Source organism: Bacillus nakamurai, from assembly GCF_001584325.1.
Classification (GTDB): Bacteria; Bacillota; Bacilli; order Bacillales; family Bacillaceae; genus Bacillus; species Bacillus nakamurai.
The window spans coordinates 18,466-36,957 of record NZ_LSAZ01000023.1 but is presented as its reverse complement, the minus strand read 5'-3'; the positions used below and the strand labels follow the sequence as shown (position 1 = coordinate 36,957).

The window sequence follows — 18,492 nt, the reverse complement described above, 5'->3', positions numbered from 1 at the left end:
ACGATGGGTCTAATATAAGCGAAGGAGAGTATGTGAATGTCCGAACGTACCTTTAACTGGAAAAATAAAGACATCAGATCACAGGCGGATGTTGTAGACTCAAAGCTGCTTCCAACGCTACTTTTACGGAATGCTCTCGTCTTAAATCCCTTTTTAAAACAATGGCTGAAAAAAAACATATGGATTTACCAAGACCGAATTGTTTATGTCGGTGATGAGCTTCCTGATGCAGCAGAGCACATTCATACCATAAATTGTGAAGGAAAATACATTGTGCCAGGTTACATTGAACCGCATACACATCCTTTTCAAATATATAATCCCCAAACGCTCGCCGAATATGTGTCTCAATTCGGAACGACGACGTTTGTTAATGATAACTTGTTCTTCCTTTTGCACAGCGGTAAAAAGAAAGCGCTTACTATACTCGAGGAACTGAAAAAACAGCCTGTTCAATATTTCTGGTGGTCAAGATACGACCTGCAAACCGAAGTGCTGAATGAGGACCAGCTTCTTTCGTTTGACGTCCGAAAGCAGTGGATTGAGCACCCCGATGTCATCCAAGGCGGAGAATTAACGGGATGGCCGCGGCTTATGGACGGTGATGATCTTATGCTGCACTGCATGCAGGCGACAAAGAAACAGCGTAAGCGGATCGAAGGGCATTTTCCCGGAGCGTCCGAAAAAACACTTACAAAAATGAAGCTGTTCGGAGCCGATTGCGATCACGAGGCCATGAATGGCGATGAAGTGATGAAACGGCTCGAATTAGGCTACTATGTTTCGCTCAGGCATTCATCCATCCGGCCTGATCTGCGAACGATTTTGCGGGATCTGCATGAAAAAGGCTTCCGCCATTATGACCACTTCTTTTATACAACGGACGGCGCGACGCCTCATTTTTATAGAGGCGGCATGACGAATGAATTGATCAGAATCGCTTTGGAAGAAGGGGTTCCGGCGATTGATGCTTATAATATGGCGTCCTTTAATATTGCGAAGTATTATCAGATTGACGACTATCTCGGCGTAGTCGGGCCGGGAAGGCTGGCATCATTGAATATTCTGGAGGATCCTATGAATCCGAACCCGGTCACCGTTATATCAAAAGGGATCATGCTAAAAGAAGACGGCCAAAATATGAAGGCGTTTACAGAAACAGACTGGAAAAAGGGCGGTCTTGTCCCTCTTGAGCTTTCATATGATATGACGATGGATGATTTACAGTTTTCAATGCCGATGGGAGTGAAAATGCGCAATGCGGTCATTATGGAGCCGTATATGATTGAGATTGATAACTCCGTTGACCAGCTTTCCTTTGAACATGATGAGTGCTTTCTCACTCTTCTCGACAAGCACGGAAAATGGCGGGTCAACACGATGTTGAAAGGCTTTGCCGATCGTGTGCAGGGATTTGTAAGCTCTTATACGACGACCGGCGATATTATCGCCGCCGGAAAAAATAAGGATGATATCCTGCTTGCTTTCTCACGCATGAAGGAAATCGGCGGCGGAATCGTACTGGCTGAGAATGGGAACATTCTGCATGAAATTCCCCTCGCTCTGCACGGCTGCGCTTCCGCGGAAGATTATGAGGCCGTGCTGGAAAAGGAACAAAAGCTGAGAATACTGCTTGAGGAGCGCGGTTATCAATTTTGTGATCCGATCTATACGCTGCTCTTTCTGCAAGGCACACATCTGCCTTATATCCGCATTACTCCCAGAGGAATATTTGACGTGATGAAAAAAACTGTACTCTTTCCATCGATAATGCGTTAAAATATAAAAGAGCAGGGAGCCGACATATGAAGAGATGGATAACCGTTTGTGTGTTATGTTTTGCGTTTTTGCTGCTTGCCGCCTGCCGGCAAAACGATGCCGATCAGGCGCAGACGAAAAAGCCGGAAGCTCCATTAACCGGTTTGAAGACGGAGCGAAAGCTTGCAGAACGCCGTCCGATTGCTGTCGCAGTGAACAACCATCCGAAGGCCAGGCCCCAATCCGGGCTTTCCAAGGCGGATATTGTCATTGAGGCGCTTGCGGAGGGGCCGATCACAAGATTTCTGGCGATTTTCCAAAGCGAGATGCCGGAAACTGTCGGGCCTGTGCGGAGCGCGCGCGAATATTTCGTCACGCTCAGCAGCGGGTTTAACAGCATTTTTGTCCATCATGGCTGGAGCCCCGGTGCGAAAAAGCAGCTGGAATCTGGCGCTTACGATTATATAAACGGCTTGGGTTTTGACGGAAGCCTGTTTTGGAGAGCCGATTTCAGCAAGCCTCCCCACAATTCCTATACGTCTTATGAAAACATAAAAAAGGCTGCGGAACAAAAGGGATATCAGCTGAACGGAGAAACAAAACCGCTCCCTTTTCAAACATCAGATGCAAAACCCGGAAACGAAACCTACAATGTTCGGATAGATTATGGAACACAAAATGTTACAAATCTTGTCGAATACGATTATGATAAAAAAGCTGATGCTTATACAAGAAGCTCTGATGGTGTGAAAGCGACCGACCGGGAGACCGGGAAGCCTTTAGCCATACACAACATTTTTATTGTTGAAGCCGGCCATCGCATTACAGACAAAGATGGAAGGCGGGACATCGATATTCAATCAGGGGGTAAGGGTCTCTTGCTTCAGCACGGCGATGTTATTGAGTCAGACTGGGAAAATAAAGACGGCCGTATTTTGCCCGTAAAAGGCGGTGAGATTCTTCCGTTTGTGCCAGGAAAGACATGGATCAATATCGTGCCTGATCTCGATGCAGTTTCCATTAGTAAAGGAGAAGGTGTGTGACGATGCAAATCGATAAATTACGCGGAAAAGAACTGGACCAGTTATTTCTATCTATTTTATCGCTGAAAGATCTGGAGGAATGCTATCGTTTCTTTGATGATCTTTGTACGATTAATGAAATTCAATCGCTGGCGCAGCGTTTAGAAGTGGCGAGAATGCTCCGCGAAGGAAATACGTATCATAAAATTGAAAGCGAAACGGGGGCTTCGACAGCCACGATTTCCCGTGTGAAACGCTGCTTAAATTACGGAAACGACGCTTATGAAATGGCGCTTGACCGTGTAAACAAAGGAGAATCTTCCTCAGCAACATAAAAAACCGCTCTGCCGATAACGGCAGGCGGTTTTTTTTATGCGTGCTGCTTCATAAGGTCTGGCAGTTCCTTTATTCTGCCGTCTTTTTCCCTGTACACGATATGCTCATTGGTAAAATGTATCGGAGAGCTGATGCCTGCTGCCGCAGCGAGGTGAAACAGCCCTTCGCGCAATGAGAGTACGTAGTTGCAGACGCGGTGCTGTTTGTCTTCGATGCTGAGCGCGCGCTGCAGCTTAGGATCAGTCGTTGCAACACCGACGGGACAATGATTGGTGTGGCAGACTTGGGCGCGGATACACCCGACTGAAAACATCATTCCCCGGGCAATATTGACAAAGTCTGCGCCTAAAGCGAGGGCGACGGCAATTTTATCTGAGGTGAGCAGCTTTCCGGATGCGAAAATTTTCAGCTTATCTCTTATGCCGTACTCCTTCAGCAGCCCGTCAACGAGAGGAAGGCCTGTTAAAATCGGCAACCCGACGGAATCAGCCAGCTCATGGAACGAAGCGCCCGTTCCGCCTTCACTGCCGTCAATCGTAATGAAATCAGGGTGCTTGCCGCTCGAACTCATACAGGAAATCAGCTCCTCCAAATCTTTTCGGCTGCCCGCCACGATTTTGATTCCGACCGGCTTTTGGCCGACGGCCCGCATTTTTTCGATAAAATCAAGCATGACCTGGACGCTTGAGAATTCATTAAACCGATTGGGGCTGTCAATGGATTGTCCCGGTTTTACATTTCTGATGGCGGCAATTTCTTCAGTAACTTTTGAGCCGTCAATATGACCGCCTCTCGCTTTTGCCCCTTGCGCCAGCTTCAGTTCAAATGCTTTAATTTGCTCCAATTGGCTTTTTTTCTTAAACTCTTCCCACGAAAATGCATCGTCTTGGGTGCGAACGCCGAACAGGCCGGGGCCGATTTGGCATATAATATCCGCTCCGCCTTTCAGGTGATGCTCTGACAGTCCCCCTTCACCGGTATTCATCCATGTGCCGCCGGCCTGGTGCAGCCCTTTTGACAGCGCAGTAATCGCCCTGTCACCCAGCGAGCCATAGCTCATCGCCGATTGCCCGATCAAGCCTTTTACGTAAAATGGTTTTTGGCATGTATCTTTGCCGATGACCTGTACATCGTCCGGATGCAGGTAATAAGGATCGGCCTTTATTTTTTCGCGATGCTCATTCCGCTTGAGCAGATTGTCCTTGTCAATGCGGTACACCATCGTTTCGATCTTAGGAGATTGGCCGATACGAAGCTCCTCTCTCTGTTTCGGAAAAAGGGCGTTGCGGATATAATACCCCGGCTGATCAAAATCCCTTTCTGAACCGAAGCCCATCATTCTGCTTTTATACTTTCCGGATATGACCGTCTGCTCGTATTCTCTTCTGGAAAACGGCTGTTCCTCATTATCATTGCTGAATAAATATTGCCGAAGTTCAGGCCCGATTTTCTCAAAGATATAGCGCAGCTTTCCGGCCACGGGATAATTCCGAAGCACTGAGTGTTCTTCCTGCTTTTCGTCCCTTATGTATATCCAAAGCAGCAATGCGGCGGGAACTAAAATAATGAAGATCAATATACAAATCAGAACGATGATTGCTTGTTCCATCTGGATCAGACTCCTTGCCTTTTTACTCTTTGACATTCCACATTTTAACTGCCTTCAAACGTAGGCATCGTACAAACCAATAGGGCATTCATTTTACATTTGCTCAAATCGGGATAAACGGATTGTTTTTTATGTGCAGGAATAAAGCATCTTTTTTCATGAATAACGGGAATGACGTCTTTTTCCGTTTTTCCGCGCGAAATGAATTTGTTATAATGTTTAAATGGCAAGAAACGAATGGAGGAACGAAAACGCATGTACGATGTTAACGAGTGGAAGCACGTTTTTAAACTCGATCCGAATAAAGATTTACCGGATGAACAGCTTGAAATCCTTTGTGAATCAGGGACCGACGCCATTGTGATCGGAGGCAGCGACGGCGTAACAGAAGACAATGTGCTGAGGCTTATGTCAAAGGTGCGGCGTTTTTTAGTGCCGTGCGTCCTTGAAGTGTCAACCATTGATTCGATTGTGCCCGGCTTTGATCTTTATTTCATTCCGAGTGTGCTCAACAGCAAAAATGCGGACTGGATTGTCGGCATGCACCATCAGGCGATGAAGGAATACGGCGAACTGATGTCAATGGAGGAAATTGTGCCGGAGGGCTATTGCATCGTTAACCCGGATTGTAAGGCGGCCGCTTTGACAGACGCGGATACAAATATAGAGACTGAAGATATTCTCGCCTATGCGCGGGTCGCGGAGCATTTGCTTCACCTTCCGATTTTTTACTTGGAATACAGCGGTATGCTGGCGGACATAGACACGGTGAAGAAAACGAAGGCTGTGTTGGACCAGTCCGTCCTATTTTACGGAGGCGGCATTAAAGACGCGGAAACGGCGGAACGATTCGGCCGCCATGCGGATGTCATTGTCGTAGGAAACGCGGTATATGAGGATTTCGATCAGGCGCTCAAAACGGTGAGGGCTGTAAAGGAAAAGTAGCCAAGCGGGCGGAATTGATTTATGATAGAACATATGTTTGATAGGCGGTGAACGGATTTTGAATTATATTAGCAATCAATTATTAAGCGGATTAAACCCTGTTCAGCAGGAAGCGGTGAAGACGACAGACGGGCCGCTGCTTCTCATGGCGGGCGCGGGAAGCGGAAAAACGCGGGTTTTGACGCACAGAATCGCATACTTAATGGCGGAAAAACACGTGGCCCCATGGAACATTCTGGCGATCACATTTACCAATAAAGCGGCCAGAGAAATGAAGGAACGGGTGGAGAGCATCCTCGGACCCGGTGCGGATGATATTTGGATATCCACATTCCACAGCATGTGCGTGCGGATTTTGCGGCGTGATATTGACAGAATCGGGATCAACCGCAATTTCTCCATCCTTGATACGGCCGACCAGCTTTCCGTGATTAAAGGGATTTTGAAGGAGCGGAATATCGATCCGAAAAAATTTGACCCGAGAAGCATCCTCGGCTCAATCAGCAGCGCAAAAAATGAATTGATCGAGCCTGAGGAATTCGCAAAAACGGCCGGAGGCTACTACGATCAAGTCACGAGTGACGTATACACGGATTATCAGAAAAAACTGTTGAAAAACCAATCGCTCGATTTCGATGATTTAATCATGACGACGATTAAGCTTTTTGACCGTGTGCCTGAAGTGCTTGAATTTTATCAGCGCAAATTCCAATACATTCACGTGGATGAGTATCAGGATACGAACAGAGCGCAATATCTGCTTGTCAAACAGCTTGCAGCACGTCTGGAAAATATTTGCGTCGTCGGTGACTCCGACCAGTCGATCTACAGATGGCGGGGGGCGGACATTGCCAACATCCTTTCCTTTGAAAAGGATTACCCGAGCGCAAACGTCATTCTGCTCGAACAAAACTACCGCTCGACAAAGCGGATTTTGAACGCGGCGAATGAAGTCATCAAAAACAACTCAAACCGCAAGCCGAAAAACCTGTGGACGGAAAACGACGAAGGCATCAAGCTTTCTTATTACAGGGGTGACAATGAATTCGGCGAAGGCCAATTTGTCGCCGGAAAAATTCATGAGCTCTACACTTCAGGCAAGCGGAAGCTTTCTGACATCGCGATTTTATACCGGACAAACGCCCAGTCGCGTGTTATAGAGGAAACGCTTCTGAAGTCCGGATTAAATTACAATATCGTCGGCGGAACCAAGTTCTACGACAGGAAAGAAATTAAAGATATTCTCGCGTACCTGCGTCTTGTCTCAAATCCTGATGATGACATCAGCTTTACACGGATCGTCAATGTACCGAAGCGCGGCGTCGGCGCCACATCGCTTGAAAAAATTGCTTCTTATGCGGCGATGAACGGCATGTCGCTGTTTCAGGCGATTAAACAGGTTGATTTCATCGGTGTCAGCGCCAAAGCGGCCAATGCGTTAGACAGCTTCGGCACGATGATTGAACATCTGACGAATATGCAGGACTACCTGTCGATTACAGAGCTGACGGAAGAAATTCTCGATAAAACAGAATACAGAGAAATGCTGAAGGCGGAAAAATCAATCGAAGCCCAAAGCCGGTTGGAAAATATCGACGAGTTTCTTTCTGTCACGAAAAACTTTGAGCAAAAAAGCGAAGACAAAACATTAGTCTCGTTTTTGACAGATCTGGCGCTGATTGCGGATATTGACCAGCTCGACCAGAAAGAAGAGGAATCAGGCGGTAAAGATGCCGTGACGTTAATGACGCTGCACGCCGCAAAGGGCCTGGAATTCCCTGTGGTGTTCTTAATGGGCCTTGAGGAAGGCGTCTTCCCGCACAGCCGCTCCCTGATGGAGGAAGCAGAGATGGAGGAAGAGCGCAGGCTCGCGTATGTGGGCATTACGAGAGCGGAAGAAGAGCTGTATTTAACCAATGCCAAAATGCGCACCTTGTTCGGGCGTACCAATATGAATCCGGAATCACGCTTTATTGGGGAAATACCTGAGGATTTATTGGAGAACCTAAATGAGAAGAAGACAAACCCGCGCACGCAGCCGGGAAGAAAAATGCAGCCAAAACGCGGTCCGGTCTCCCGCCCTGTTTCCTACGCGAATAAAACAGGCGGCGACACGCTCAGCTGGGCTGTCGGTGATAAAGCCGGCCATAAAAAATGGGGCACCGGCACGGTTGTCAGTGTAAAAGGGGAAGGCGAAAGCACGGAACTGGATATCGCATTCCCGAGCCCCGTCGGCGTCAAACGCCTCTTGGCAGCCTTTGCGCCGATTGAAAAGCAGTAACCTGAAGATGAAAGGAAGAACATGATGGACAAAGAAACAGCGAAACACCGGGCAGAAGAATTGCGCCGCACCATCGATCAGTATAGCTATGAATATTACACCTTAGATGAACCGAGCGTGCCGGATTCCGAGTACGACAGGCTGATGCAGGAGCTGATTGCCGTAGAACAAGAGCATCCGGATCTCAGAACGCCCGACTCGCCCACACAGCGGGTCGGGGGAGCTGTGCTGGAATCATTTCAAAAAGTGCAGCACGGCACGCCGATGCTCAGTCTCGGCAACGCGTTTAACGATGATGACCTTCGCGATTTTGACCGCCGTGTCCGTCAGGCTGTCGGTGACGATGTCGCATACAATGTGGAGCTGAAAATAGACGGTCTTGCTGTTTCTCTCCGTTATGAAGACGGCTATTTCGTCAGAGGCGCGACAAGAGGAGACGGAACAACGGGCGAGGATATCACGGAGAATTTAAAAACGATCCGCAATATTCCGCTGAAAATGAAACGGAACCTCTCCATCGAAGTGCGCGGCGAGGCCTTCATGCCGAAACAATCGTTTGAAGCGCTGAATGAAGAGCGGCTGAAAAAAGATGAGGAGCCGTTCGCCAATCCGCGGAATGCAGCTGCCGGCTCACTCAGACAGCTTGATCCGAAAATTGCAGCGAAACGAAATCTCGACATCTTCGTCTACAGTATAGCGGAGCTTGACGGAATGGGTGTGGAAACACAAAGCCAAGGTCTGGATTTTCTCGATGAGATCGGCTTCAAAACAAACCAGGAACGAAAAAAATGCACGACAATAGATGAAGTAATTGACATGATTGAAGAGCTGCAGGCGAAACGAGCCGAGCTGCCGTATGAAATTGACGGCATCGTCATCAAGGTGGATTCGCTTGACCAGCAGGAAGAGCTCGGGTATACGGCAAAAAGCCCGCGCTGGGCGATTGCGTATAAATTCCCGGCTGAGGAGGTCGTTACAAAGCTTCTCGACATTGAGCTGAATGTGGGAAGAACGGGCGTCATTACGCCGACCGCCATCCTTGAACCGGTAAAAGTTGCCGGAACAACGGTCTCAAGAGCATCCCTTCATAACGAAGATTTAATTAAGGAAAAGGATATTCGCATTCTCGATAAAGTCGTCATTAAAAAAGCGGGCGACATCATTCCTGAAGTCGTTAATGTCTTAGTTGAACAGCGGACCGGAGAAGAAAAAGAATTCAATATGCCGACCGCCTGCCCGGAATGCGAAAGTGAGCTTGTGCGCATCGAAGGAGAAGTCGCTTTGCGCTGCATTAATCCCGAATGCCCGGCGCAAATCAGAGAGGGCTTGATTCACTTTGTCTCACGCAATGCGATGAACATTGACGGGCTCGGAGAACGGGTGATTACACAGCTTTTCCGGGAAGACCTCGTCCGCAATGTCGCTGATTTATATAAGCTGACAAAGGAACAGGTTATCCGGCTGGAGCGGATGGGAGAAAAATCAACCGACAATCTGATCAGCTCCATCCAAAAATCAAAAGAGAATTCTTTGGAACGCCTGCTGTTCGGCCTCGGCATCCGTTTTATCGGCGCAAAAGCAGCCAAAACGCTCGCCATGCATTTTGAAAGCCTGGAGAATCTGAAAAAAGCCACGGAAGAAGAGCTGCTTGCAGTGGATGAAATCGGCGAAAAAATGGCTGATGCACTCATCACTTATTTCCGCAAAGAAGAAATGCTAGAGCTTCTGGATGAACTGGAAGAGCTCGGTGTGAACACACTCTACAAAGGCCCGAAAAAAGTAAAAGCAGAGGACAGCGACTCTTATTTTGCCGGCAAGACAATCGTTTTGACAGGAAAGCTTGAAGAGCTGTCCAGAAATGACGCAAAAGCGCAAATCGAAGCGCTCGGCGGAAAGCTGACGGGATCTGTAAGCAAAAACACAGACTTAGTTATCGCCGGAGAAGCGGCGGGAAGCAAGCTGACAAAAGCACAGGAATTAAACATCGAAGTATGGAATGAAACACAGTTATTGGGAGAGCTAAAGAAATAAGAGGAGTGTTTTCTATTGAAAAAGATGTTGGCATTGGCGGCAACGGCGACAGCGGCAGTGTTTATGCTGTCGGCCTGCACGCCGAGTTTTGGGGGGAACAAAGAGGAAGAGATTACGCAAAAAACGGAAAAGTCCTCTGAAAAAGCGATTATACCGAAATATAATATCTCTGATTCCTACTATAAAATGGTGCTGCCGTTCAAAGCCGGAAAAGCCCGCGGTCTGACGGCGGACCGGCTGAATACGAGACTGGATATCGATGAATTCGAGACGGGGCTGATGCGCCTTGCCCAGGACACTTTCCCGACTGATGATTATCTTTATCAGGAAGGCCAGTATTTAGATGAAGACACGGTATTAAACTGGCTTGACCGCAAAAAAGAAGGCAGCGATCTGAAAAAGGCGAAAAAGGATGATGCCAATTTCGAAAACCTCGGCTTAAACCCGGCTTTGCCAAGCTCGGGATCGGCAAAATCAAAAAACGAAAGCAGCCCGATTTACTTAGCGTCTATGCTGGAGCAGGATTACTTAGTGAGAAAAGATAAAAATTCTATTCAGCTTGGCGGCGTCATGATCGGTCTCGCTCTCAACTCTGTGTACTATTACCGCGAAAACACAGGCGATCCGCAGCAAGAAGTAGAACTCAGCGACAAAACGATCCGCAGCCACGGAGAACAAATTGCCCAGGAAGTCATTAACCGCCTTCGCAAAATGGATAATCTGAAAAACGTACCGATTACCATCGCCCTTTATAAACAGGCGCCAAAAACATCGATCGTACCAGGGAATTATATTGCGAAAACGGAAGTCAAAGCCGGCTCAACCGACATTTCAAGCTGGGATGACGTAAAAGAAAAATACGTTTTTTATCCGGCAGATACCGCTACAGCACAAAAATACCCTGACGATTCAGAGGTGTTTAAACGCTTTAAAAATGCCATTGACAGCTACTTCCCGAACTATACAGGAGTGGTCGGAACGGCAATGTATGAAAATGATGAAATGAGAAAAATGAAAATCGAAATTCCGATGCAATTTTACGGAAAGAGCGAAGTTATCGCCTTTACCCAATACTTAACGGGTGAGCTGATGGATTATTATTCAAAAAGCTCAGTCGATGTCGAAATCAACATCACCTCATCAGACGGCCAAGAAGCGCTTATCGTCCGCAATGCGGGCGACAAAGAACCAACCGTCCATATTTACGATTAACTAAGATGTCCTTGTTCATTTAATATGAACAGGGGTTTTTTTATAGTACATATAACAATCAAGTTACATTTGTAATTACTGTTGGAGAGGGTATTTTTTTATGTTATGATGCGGGTAATTGAATAATTGGAAATGAGTAGAGAATATGAAAAATAAATACTTTTATCTGATTTTATAAGAATTATAATATATGGTTTGGTTCCTTCTTTTTCATCTCATGTTGCAAAAGACAAACCATCAGGGAACTATCGAAATATATGAAGAGGGTGAATCAGCATGCATAAAGATATCAAAGCAATTTTTGATGAGGATAACGTGCTGGCTAAGGCCGGTGAGATATATGGCTTTACAAAAGATCAGGTTCATTTTATCGCGGACGCGGAAAACTACGTATACGAATTTGTAAAAGATAAGGAACCTTATATCTTAAAAATTACGCATACGATCCGCAGAACGCCGGAATATATTCTTGGAGAAATGGAATGGCTTCATCATCTGGCAAAGGGAGGGCTTTCAGTAGCAAAGCCGATTCCTTCATTAAATGGCAGAGATGTCGAAGAAGTGCCGGATGGAAAAGGCGGGGCGTTTTTATTAAGAGTCTATGAAAAAGCGCCAGGCCATAAAGTAGAAGAATCAGATTGGAACGGGACTCTGTTTTATGAGCTTGGCAAGTATACGGGGAAAATGCATCGGCTGACGAAAAGCTACCGCCTGAGCGACCCGAAATATAAAAGGCAAGAGTGGGATGAAGAGGAGCAGCTTAAGCTGAGAAAATACGTGCCCGAAGATCAGCATTTCGTATTCGAACGAGCGGATGCTTTAATGGAAGAACTGCGGCAATTGCCGAAGAATCCGGAAAACTACGGCCTTGTGCACGCCGATTTGCACCACGGCAATTTCAACTGGGACAACGGAAAAATCACTACATTTGATTTTGATGATATCGGCTACAATTGGTTTGTGAATGATATCAGTATTTTGCTTTACAACATTTTGTGGTATCCGGTCATCCCGTATGAAGACAAGGCTGCATTTACGGAGGAGTTTATGACTCATTTTATGAAGGGATACAAGGAAGAAAACGATCTTGATCCCGCGTGGCTTGAAAAAATCCCGGATTTCCTCCGTCTGCGCCATATGCTGATTTACGGTTTATTGCATCAGGCGTTTGACCTTGGCTCACTCGGGGATGAAGAGCTGCAGATGCTGAAAGCTATTAGAAACGATATAGAAAAACAAACACCGATTACTGAATTCAATTTCTCTGCCTTAGTATAAGAGGAAAAACGCCGGCTGGTATCAGGCCGGCGTTGTTTAGCAATGTAAACAAACGTCTTCAGGATAGAAGACCTCTATAACGTATCGCACTTCACCCCGACGACACCTTGAATTTCTTTAATATCATAATACACGTCCGTGGTGTAGCGGTTTTTATGGACTCTGATTTTCACTTCCATAATCGGAAATTCCTTTTCATGCAAATCATCAATCCGGACAGAGTGGATACGGATCTGTTTGCTTTTCATTTCCTTTAAAATCTCGGTCATTTTATCCTTGTCAGACAAAGACATCCTCACGCGGATATCTTTTTCCTGCAAGCGGTCGGGGCCGATTTTTCTGATAAGCCACGGCAGGAATTCAACGCTGATCAAGATGAACAAGAGGCTCGCGAATGCCTCTTTATAAAAGCCTGCGCCCGTTGCCAAGCCAAGCCCGGCCGCGCCCCAGATCATGGCCGATGTCGTCAGGCCGGAAATGACATCATTGCTCTTTCGCAAAATCACCCCGGCGCCGATAAAACCGACCCCGGAAATGATTTGTGCGGGGAGGCGGAGCGGGTCCATCATGATGCGGTAATATTTCGGGAAATGATAGGCCGCGTTAATGCTGACAATGGTCAGCATACAAGAGCTGACAGCAATGACGATGCATGTTTTCAGTCCGAGCGGTTTATTTTTTAATTCGCGCTCAAGACCGATAATCATGCCGATCAGCGTGGCAATGCCCAACTTTAATAAAATGTCTGGATCGATAGGCCAGCTCAAACCACAGCACCTCCATATTCTTTTATAGTAAATTGATATGATTTTCTCACAGTATTTATTGCAGGACAAGAGCGGAAGAAAAAAGCCGTCAGGGATAAGTTCTGACGGCTTTCGCTTATTTTTTGCTTTTTAATAGTGTTTCCATCCGGCTGAACAGCTGATAGGAAGCATCCGCCGGTTTTTTCGTTAGCAGGCTGACCGCGATACCGGCAATCAAACTGAGGAAGAACCCGGGAATGATTTGGTAAATGCCGGTTGAAGCGGCAAGGCCCGTCGCAATCCAGATTAAAACGGCTGCGGCTCCGGTAATCATCGCCGCTAGCGCTCCCCACTCATTCATTCGCTTCCAGTACAGACTGAGCAGAAGCGCTGGCCCGATGGCTGAACCAAAGCCTGCCCATGCATATCCGACCAGGTCAAGAATCGTGCTGTTCGGATTCAGGGAAAGCAAGATAGCAATGATGGCCACGATCAATACTGACATGCGGCCGGTCATGACCAATTCTTTATCGCTCGCTTCACGTCTGAAAAAGGCGCGGTATAAATCTTCCGTAATGGCGCTGGCCGTTACTAAAAGCTGCGAGGAGATGGAACTCATAATCGCCGCTAAAATCGCGGACAATAAGAAGCCCGTAATCAGCGGATGGAACAGTATTTTAGAAAATATAATGAAAATCGTTTCCGGATCTTTTACGGCAACTCCGAAGTGATGAGAATACGCAACACCTATTATCCCCGTCAGTAATGAACCGAGAACGGAAATGACCATCCAGCTTATGCCGATTCTGCGGGCCGGTTTTAAATCCTTCACTTCTTTGATCGCCATAAATCGCACGATGATATGAGGCTGGCCGTAATAGCCGAGTCCCCATGCCAAATAAGAAATAATGCTAATGACGCTCGCGCCTTTAAAGATATCCAATAGCTTCGGGTCTACGGCGTTGATCGAATCAATCGTCGTTGAAACGCTCCCGAGCTGGGTAAAAGCAACGATCGGCACAAGCACTAATGCCGCAAACATGATCGCTCCCTGTACAAAGTCAGTCAGACTGACAGCGAGAAAACCGCCAAACAGCGTATAAAGCACAACAACACCGGCCGTTAAAAACAGACCAAATTTGTAATCAGCACCAAATGCCGATTCAAACAACCTGCCCCCGGATACCATTCCGGACGACGTATACAGTGTGAAAAAGATCATGATAATCACGGCGGAAACAATTTTCAGCAGTGATGAAGAATGGCGGAACCGTTTATCAAAGAAATCCGGTATCGTAATTGCATCGTCCGCTGCTTCCGTGTAAGCGCGCAGCCTCGGAGCAAGCAGCAGATAGTTTGAATAAGCGCCGATGGTCAATCCGAGCGCCAGCCATAAGGTTGATAATCCCGTTGCGAACATTGCGCCGGGAACCCCCATCAGCATCCATGCACTCATATCAGCGGCTCCTGCCGACAGCGCCGTTACGAACGGTCCGAGTCCTCTTCCGCCCAGCATATAATCATTGATATTCGTCGTTTTTCTGAAAGCGTACCAGCCGATTAATAGCATGGCAGTAAAGTAAATTCCTAAAGATATCATTAATTCAATACTCACGTTTCTGGACCCTCTCTTCTTTCCTGATAATTTTGACATCACCTCTGCATTTTGATAGTGCCGGAACAAGCGCCGGCGGTAAGCCTTTGTCATCATTACATGCGGTTCGCACGATTTCGTGCAGGCTATGGTTACTTAACCTAACAAAGTATCCCCGATCAATCAACTGCTGAAACTTGGCTCATTCAGGAAAAAATCTCCCGTCAACATAGAACAGCCTAATGATGAAAGCGCTGTCGATAATTTATAAAAGTAAAAATTTTCTGATATATAATTCGTTTCTCTTTCTCCTCATTTTAGGATAAAATAGAGAAGGTTTCATCATGGCTCAGAAGGCGGCGTTCTGTTGCTTTAGAGGGCTTGTTTTTGATATGATCAGTATTATATGACGAAACGGAGAATTATGCGGAGGTGGATCTTATGTCACGAATTTCTATAGAAGAAGTAAAGCATGTCGCTCATTTGGCGAGACTTGCCATTACAGATGAAGAAGCTGAAATGTTCACTGAACAGCTTGGCAGCATCATCTCGTTTGCCGAGGAGCTGAATGAAGTGGATACGGATAACGTGGAGCCGACAACCCACGTGCTGAAAATGAAAAACGTAATGAGAGAAGATGAAGCGGGTAAAGGCCTTCCGATCGAGGATGTTATGAAAAATGCTCCCGATCATAAAGACGGCTATATCCGTGTGCCATCAATTCTGGATTAAAGGAGGGAGACAGTATGTCATTATTTGATCACAAAATCACAGAACTGAAACAAATGATACATAAAAAAGAGATCAAGATTTCTGATCTTGTTGATGAATCTTACAAACGGATCGCATCCGTGGACGATAAGGTGCAGGCGTTTTTACAGCTTGATGAAGAAAAAGCGCGCGCTTACGCAAAAGAGCTCGATGAAGCGGTGGACAGCCGTTCTGAACACGGCCTTCTGTTCGGAATGCCGATCGGCGTCAAGGACAACATCGTGACAAAAGGGCTTCGCACGACATGTTCAAGTAAAATTCTTGAAAACTTTGACCCTATTTACGATGCGACGGTTGTGGAGCGCCTTCAGGCTGCTGAAGCTGTCACAATCGGGAAGCTGAACATGGATGAATTCGCGATGGGATCTTCAACCGAAAACTCCGCGTACAAAGCCACGAAAAATCCTTGGAATCTGGATACGGTTCCCGGCGGTTCAAGCGGCGGCTCCGCGGCTGCGGTTGCAGCGGGCGAAGTGCCGTTTTCACTCGGATCTGACACGGGCGGCTCCATCCGCCAGCCGGCTTCATTCTGCGGCGTCGTCGGATTAAAGCCTACATACGGACGCGTGTCACGTTACGGTTTGGTTGCCTTTGCCTCTTCGTTAGACCAAATCGGACCGATCACAAGAACGGTAGAAGACAACGCATTTTTGCTTCAAGCCATTGCAGGCGTTGACAAAATGGATGCGACGAGCGCAAATGTGGATGTGCCAGATTTTCTTTCTTCATTAACGGGCGATATTAAAGGCTTAAAAATCGCCGTTCCGAAAGAATACCTCGGAGAAGGCGTCGGCAAAGAAGCGAAGGAATCCGTTCTTGCCGCTTTAAAGGTGCTTGAAGATCTCGGCGCGACATGGGAAGAAGTATCTCTTCCGCACAGCAAATACGCGCTTGCAACATATTACCTGCTGTCCTCTTCAGAAGCGTCTGCTAACCTTGCGCGCTTTGACGGCATCCGCTACGGATACCGCACGGAAAATGCGGACAACCTGATCGACCTTTATAAACAAACGCGCTCAGAAGGCTTCGGCAACGAAGTGAAACGCCGTATTATGCTCGGCACATTTGCGCTCAGCTCAGGCTACTATGACGCGTACTACAAAAAAGCGCAAAAAGTGCGCACGCTCATTAAAAAAGACTTTGAAGACGTATTTGAGAAATATGACGTCATCGTCGGACCGACAACGCCGACACCGGCATTTAAAATCGGCGAAAAAACAAGCGATCCGCTGACAATGTACGCCAACGATATTTTAACGATCCCTGTCAACCTTGCGGGTGTTCCGGGAATCAGCGTGCCGTGCGGATTTGCGGACGGGCTGCCGCTCGGGCTGCAAATCATCGGAAAACACTTCGATGAAGGCACTGTGTACCGTGTCGCTCATGCGTTTGAACAGGCAACAGACCATCATAAAGCAAAACCTGAACTGTAAGGGGTGAAATGAAGTGAACTTTGAAACGGTAATCGGACTAGAAGTCCATGTGGAGTTAAAAACAAAATCTAAAATTTTCTCAAGCTCTCCGACGCCATTCGGCGCGGATGCAAATACCCAAACAAGCGTTATCGACCTCGGCTACCCGGGCGTATTGCCTGTGTTAAACAAAGAGGCAGTCGAATTCGCAATGAAAGCCGCAATGGCCTTAAACTGCGAAATCGCGACGGATACGAAGTTTGACCGTAAAAACTATTTCTATCCGGATAACCCGAAGGCGTATCAAATTTCTCAATTTGACAAGCCGATCGGCGAAAACGGCTGGATTGAAATCGAAGTCGGCGGAAAAACGAAAAAAATCGGCATCACCCGTCTTCACCTTGAGGAAGATGCGGGAAAACTGACGCATACAGGCGACGGCTATTCCCTCGTTGACTTCAACCGCCAAGGCACGCCGCTGGTCGAAATCGTGTCTGAGCCGGATATCCGCACACCGGAAGAAGCATACGCATACCTTGAAAAGCTGAAATCGATTATCCAATACACAGGCGTTTCCGACTGTAAAATGGAAGAAGGATCACTGCGCTGTGACGCCAACATTTCCCTCCGCCCGATCGGCCAAGAGAAATTCGGCACAAAAACAGAGCTGAAAAACCTGAACTCCTTCGCGTTCGTTCAAAAAGGGCTTGAGCACGAAGAAAAACGCCAGGAGCAGGTTCTGCTTTCCGGCGGAATCATTCAGCAGGAAACACGCCGTTACGACGAAGCAACGAAAAAAACCATTCTCATGCGGATTAAAGAAGGGTCAGACGATTACCGCTACTTCCCGGAGCCTGACCTTGTCGAGCTTTACATTGATGACGAATGGAAAGAGCGCGTAAAGGCAAGCATTCCTGAGCTTCCGGACGAACGCCGCAAGCGTTATATCGAAGAGCTCGGACTGCCTGCATATGATGCCATGGTATTGACGCTTACAAAAGAAATGGCTGATTTCTTCGAAGAAACCGTCAAAAAAGGCGCCGAAGCAAAGCAGGCATCAAACTGGCTCATGGGCGAAGTGTCAGCTTATCTGAACGCTGAGCAAAAAGAGCTTTCTGATGTGGCGCTGACACCGGAAGGCCTTGCCGGCATGATTCAATTGATTGAAAAAGGAACCATTTCTTCTAAAATCGCGAAGAAGGTCTTCAAAGAATTAATTGAAAAAGGCGGCGACGCTGAAAAAATCGTCAAAGAAAAAGGCCTCGTGCAGATTTCTGACGAAAGTGTGCTTCTCAAGCTCGTCACAGAAGCGCTTGACAGCAACCCGCAGTCCATCGAGGACTTCAAAAACGGGAAAGACCGCGCGATCGGCTTCCTTGTCGGGCAGATTATGAAAGCCTCAAAAGGACAAGCCAACCCGCCGATGGTCAACAAGATTTTACTTGAAGAAATCAAGAAACGATAAAAAAGCAGCCGCCCGGCTGAAGGCGCTGCTGA

14 protein-coding genes are annotated in these 18,492 nt (G+C 47.1%); 11 read left to right on the top strand and 3 right to left on the bottom strand.

Features of this window, described 5'->3' with window-relative positions:
- Nucleotides 1-36: 36 nt before the first annotated feature.
- Genes AXI59_RS12060 through AXI59_RS12050 form a run of 3 tightly spaced genes read left to right on the top strand, consistent with a single transcriptional unit; the run spans nucleotide 37 to nucleotide 3,115 of the window.
- On the top strand, nucleotides 37-1,779 hold the full coding sequence (locus AXI59_RS12060) for an adenine deaminase (protein ID WP_061528335.1): 1,743 nt from the start codon (nucleotides 37-39) through the stop codon (nucleotides 1,777-1,779).
- A 26-nt stretch (nucleotides 1,780-1,805) separates the two neighbouring features.
- A complete protein-coding gene (locus AXI59_RS12055) occupies nucleotides 1,806-2,801 on the top strand; it encodes a DUF3048 domain-containing protein (protein WP_061528334.1) in 996 nt (331 codons plus the stop codon).
- Between the two features lie 2 nt (nucleotides 2,802-2,803).
- Nucleotides 2,804-3,115 (top strand): YerC/YecD family TrpR-related protein, encoded by a 312-nt coding sequence (locus AXI59_RS12050; RefSeq protein ID WP_003155745.1) that lies wholly within the window; start codon nucleotides 2,804-2,806, stop codon nucleotides 3,113-3,115.
- 35 nt (nucleotides 3,116-3,150) lie between these two features.
- Here AXI59_RS12050 and AXI59_RS12045 read toward each other — a convergent pair whose 3' ends face one another.
- On the bottom strand, nucleotides 3,151-4,725 hold the full coding sequence (locus tag AXI59_RS12045; RefSeq protein ID WP_061528333.1) for an FMN-binding glutamate synthase family protein: 1,575 nt from the start codon (nucleotides 4,723-4,725) through the stop codon (nucleotides 3,151-3,153).
- A 255-nt stretch (nucleotides 4,726-4,980) separates the two neighbouring features.
- Here AXI59_RS12045 and pcrB point away from each other — a divergent pair, with 255 nt between their 5' ends.
- From pcrB to AXI59_RS12020, 5 genes are all read left to right on the top strand, one after another.
- The gene (gene pcrB, locus AXI59_RS12040; protein ID WP_061520220.1) at nucleotides 4,981-5,670 is read left to right on the top strand and encodes a heptaprenylglyceryl phosphate synthase; all 690 of its coding nucleotides are present in this window, start codon (nucleotides 4,981-4,983) and stop codon (nucleotides 5,668-5,670) included.
- A gap of 58 nt (nucleotides 5,671-5,728) precedes the next feature.
- Nucleotides 5,729-7,951 carry a DNA helicase PcrA gene (gene pcrA, locus AXI59_RS12035; RefSeq protein WP_061528332.1) on the top strand — a complete coding sequence of 741 codons (2,223 nt, stop codon included), beginning with the start codon at nucleotides 5,729-5,731 and terminating at the stop codon, nucleotides 7,949-7,951.
- Nucleotides 7,952-7,975: 24 nt separating this feature from the next.
- Nucleotides 7,976-9,982, top strand: coding sequence for an NAD-dependent DNA ligase LigA (gene ligA / locus AXI59_RS12030; RefSeq protein ID WP_061528331.1), 2,007 nt, complete (start codon nucleotides 7,976-7,978; stop codon nucleotides 9,980-9,982).
- A gap of 15 nt (nucleotides 9,983-9,997) precedes the next feature.
- Nucleotides 9,998-11,194 carry a CamS family sex pheromone protein gene (locus tag AXI59_RS12025; RefSeq protein WP_061520223.1) on the top strand — a complete coding sequence of 399 codons (1,197 nt, stop codon included), beginning with the start codon at nucleotides 9,998-10,000 and terminating at the stop codon, nucleotides 11,192-11,194.
- A 276-nt stretch (nucleotides 11,195-11,470) separates the two neighbouring features.
- The gene (locus AXI59_RS12020; RefSeq protein WP_061528330.1) at nucleotides 11,471-12,472 is read left to right on the top strand and encodes a phosphotransferase enzyme family protein; all 1,002 of its coding nucleotides are present in this window, start codon (nucleotides 11,471-11,473) and stop codon (nucleotides 12,470-12,472) included.
- Between the two features lie 74 nt (nucleotides 12,473-12,546).
- Here the strand turns inward: AXI59_RS12020 and AXI59_RS12015 are convergent, their stop codons facing one another.
- On the bottom strand, nucleotides 12,547-13,179 hold the full coding sequence (locus tag AXI59_RS12015) for an MgtC/SapB family protein (protein WP_229977233.1): 633 nt from the start codon (nucleotides 13,177-13,179) through the stop codon (nucleotides 12,547-12,549).
- A 175-nt stretch (nucleotides 13,180-13,354) separates the two neighbouring features.
- Nucleotides 13,355-14,833 carry a sodium/proline symporter PutP gene (gene putP / locus AXI59_RS12010; protein WP_061528410.1) on the bottom strand — a complete coding sequence of 493 codons (1,479 nt, stop codon included), beginning with the start codon at nucleotides 14,831-14,833 and terminating at the stop codon, nucleotides 13,355-13,357.
- 420 nt (nucleotides 14,834-15,253) lie between these two features.
- Between putP and gatC the strand changes: the two genes are divergently transcribed.
- Genes gatC through gatB form a run of 3 tightly spaced genes read left to right on the top strand, consistent with a single transcriptional unit; the run spans nucleotide 15,254 to nucleotide 18,460 of the window.
- Entirely contained in the window at nucleotides 15,254-15,544 is a 291-nt protein-coding gene (gene gatC, locus AXI59_RS12005) for an Asp-tRNA(Asn)/Glu-tRNA(Gln) amidotransferase subunit GatC (protein ID WP_061528329.1), read from the top strand.
- Between the two features lie 14 nt (nucleotides 15,545-15,558).
- Nucleotides 15,559-17,016 (top strand): Asp-tRNA(Asn)/Glu-tRNA(Gln) amidotransferase subunit GatA, encoded by a 1,458-nt coding sequence (gatA, locus tag AXI59_RS12000; RefSeq protein WP_061528328.1) that lies wholly within the window; start codon nucleotides 15,559-15,561, stop codon nucleotides 17,014-17,016.
- A gap of 13 nt (nucleotides 17,017-17,029) precedes the next feature.
- Complete coding sequence (gatB, locus tag AXI59_RS11995; RefSeq protein ID WP_061528327.1) at nucleotides 17,030-18,460, top strand: Asp-tRNA(Asn)/Glu-tRNA(Gln) amidotransferase subunit GatB; 1,431 nt, start codon at nucleotides 17,030-17,032, stop codon at nucleotides 18,458-18,460.
- Nucleotides 18,461-18,492 lie beyond the last annotated feature (32 nt).

What these genes read in the sequence shown, in the direction of transcription:
- gatC (WP_061528329.1), top strand. Translation starts at nt 15,254, where the DNA reads ATGTCACGAATTTCTATAGAAGAAGTAAAGCATGTCGCTCATTTGGCG.
- AXI59_RS12055 (WP_061528334.1), top strand. Translation starts at nt 1,806, where the DNA reads ATGAAGAGATGGATAACCGTTTGTGTGTTATGTTTTGCGTTTTTGCTG.
- AXI59_RS12020 (WP_061528330.1), top strand. Translation starts at nt 11,471, where the DNA reads ATGCATAAAGATATCAAAGCAATTTTTGATGAGGATAACGTGCTGGCT.
- AXI59_RS12060 (WP_061528335.1), top strand. Translation starts at nt 37, where the DNA reads ATGTCCGAACGTACCTTTAACTGGAAAAATAAAGACATCAGATCACAG.
- AXI59_RS12015 (WP_229977233.1), bottom strand. Translation starts at nt 13,179, where the DNA reads ATGATTATCGGTCTTGAGCGCGAATTAAAAAATAAACCGCTCGGACTG.
- AXI59_RS12050 (WP_003155745.1), top strand. Translation starts at nt 2,804, where the DNA reads ATGCAAATCGATAAATTACGCGGAAAAGAACTGGACCAGTTATTTCTA.
- gatA (WP_061528328.1), top strand. Translation starts at nt 15,559, where the DNA reads ATGTCATTATTTGATCACAAAATCACAGAACTGAAACAAATGATACAT.
- ligA (WP_061528331.1), top strand. Translation starts at nt 7,976, where the DNA reads ATGGACAAAGAAACAGCGAAACACCGGGCAGAAGAATTGCGCCGCACC.
- pcrB (WP_061520220.1), top strand. Translation starts at nt 4,981, where the DNA reads ATGTACGATGTTAACGAGTGGAAGCACGTTTTTAAACTCGATCCGAAT.
- AXI59_RS12045 (WP_061528333.1), bottom strand. Translation starts at nt 4,725, where the DNA reads ATGGAACAAGCAATCATCGTTCTGATTTGTATATTGATCTTCATTATT.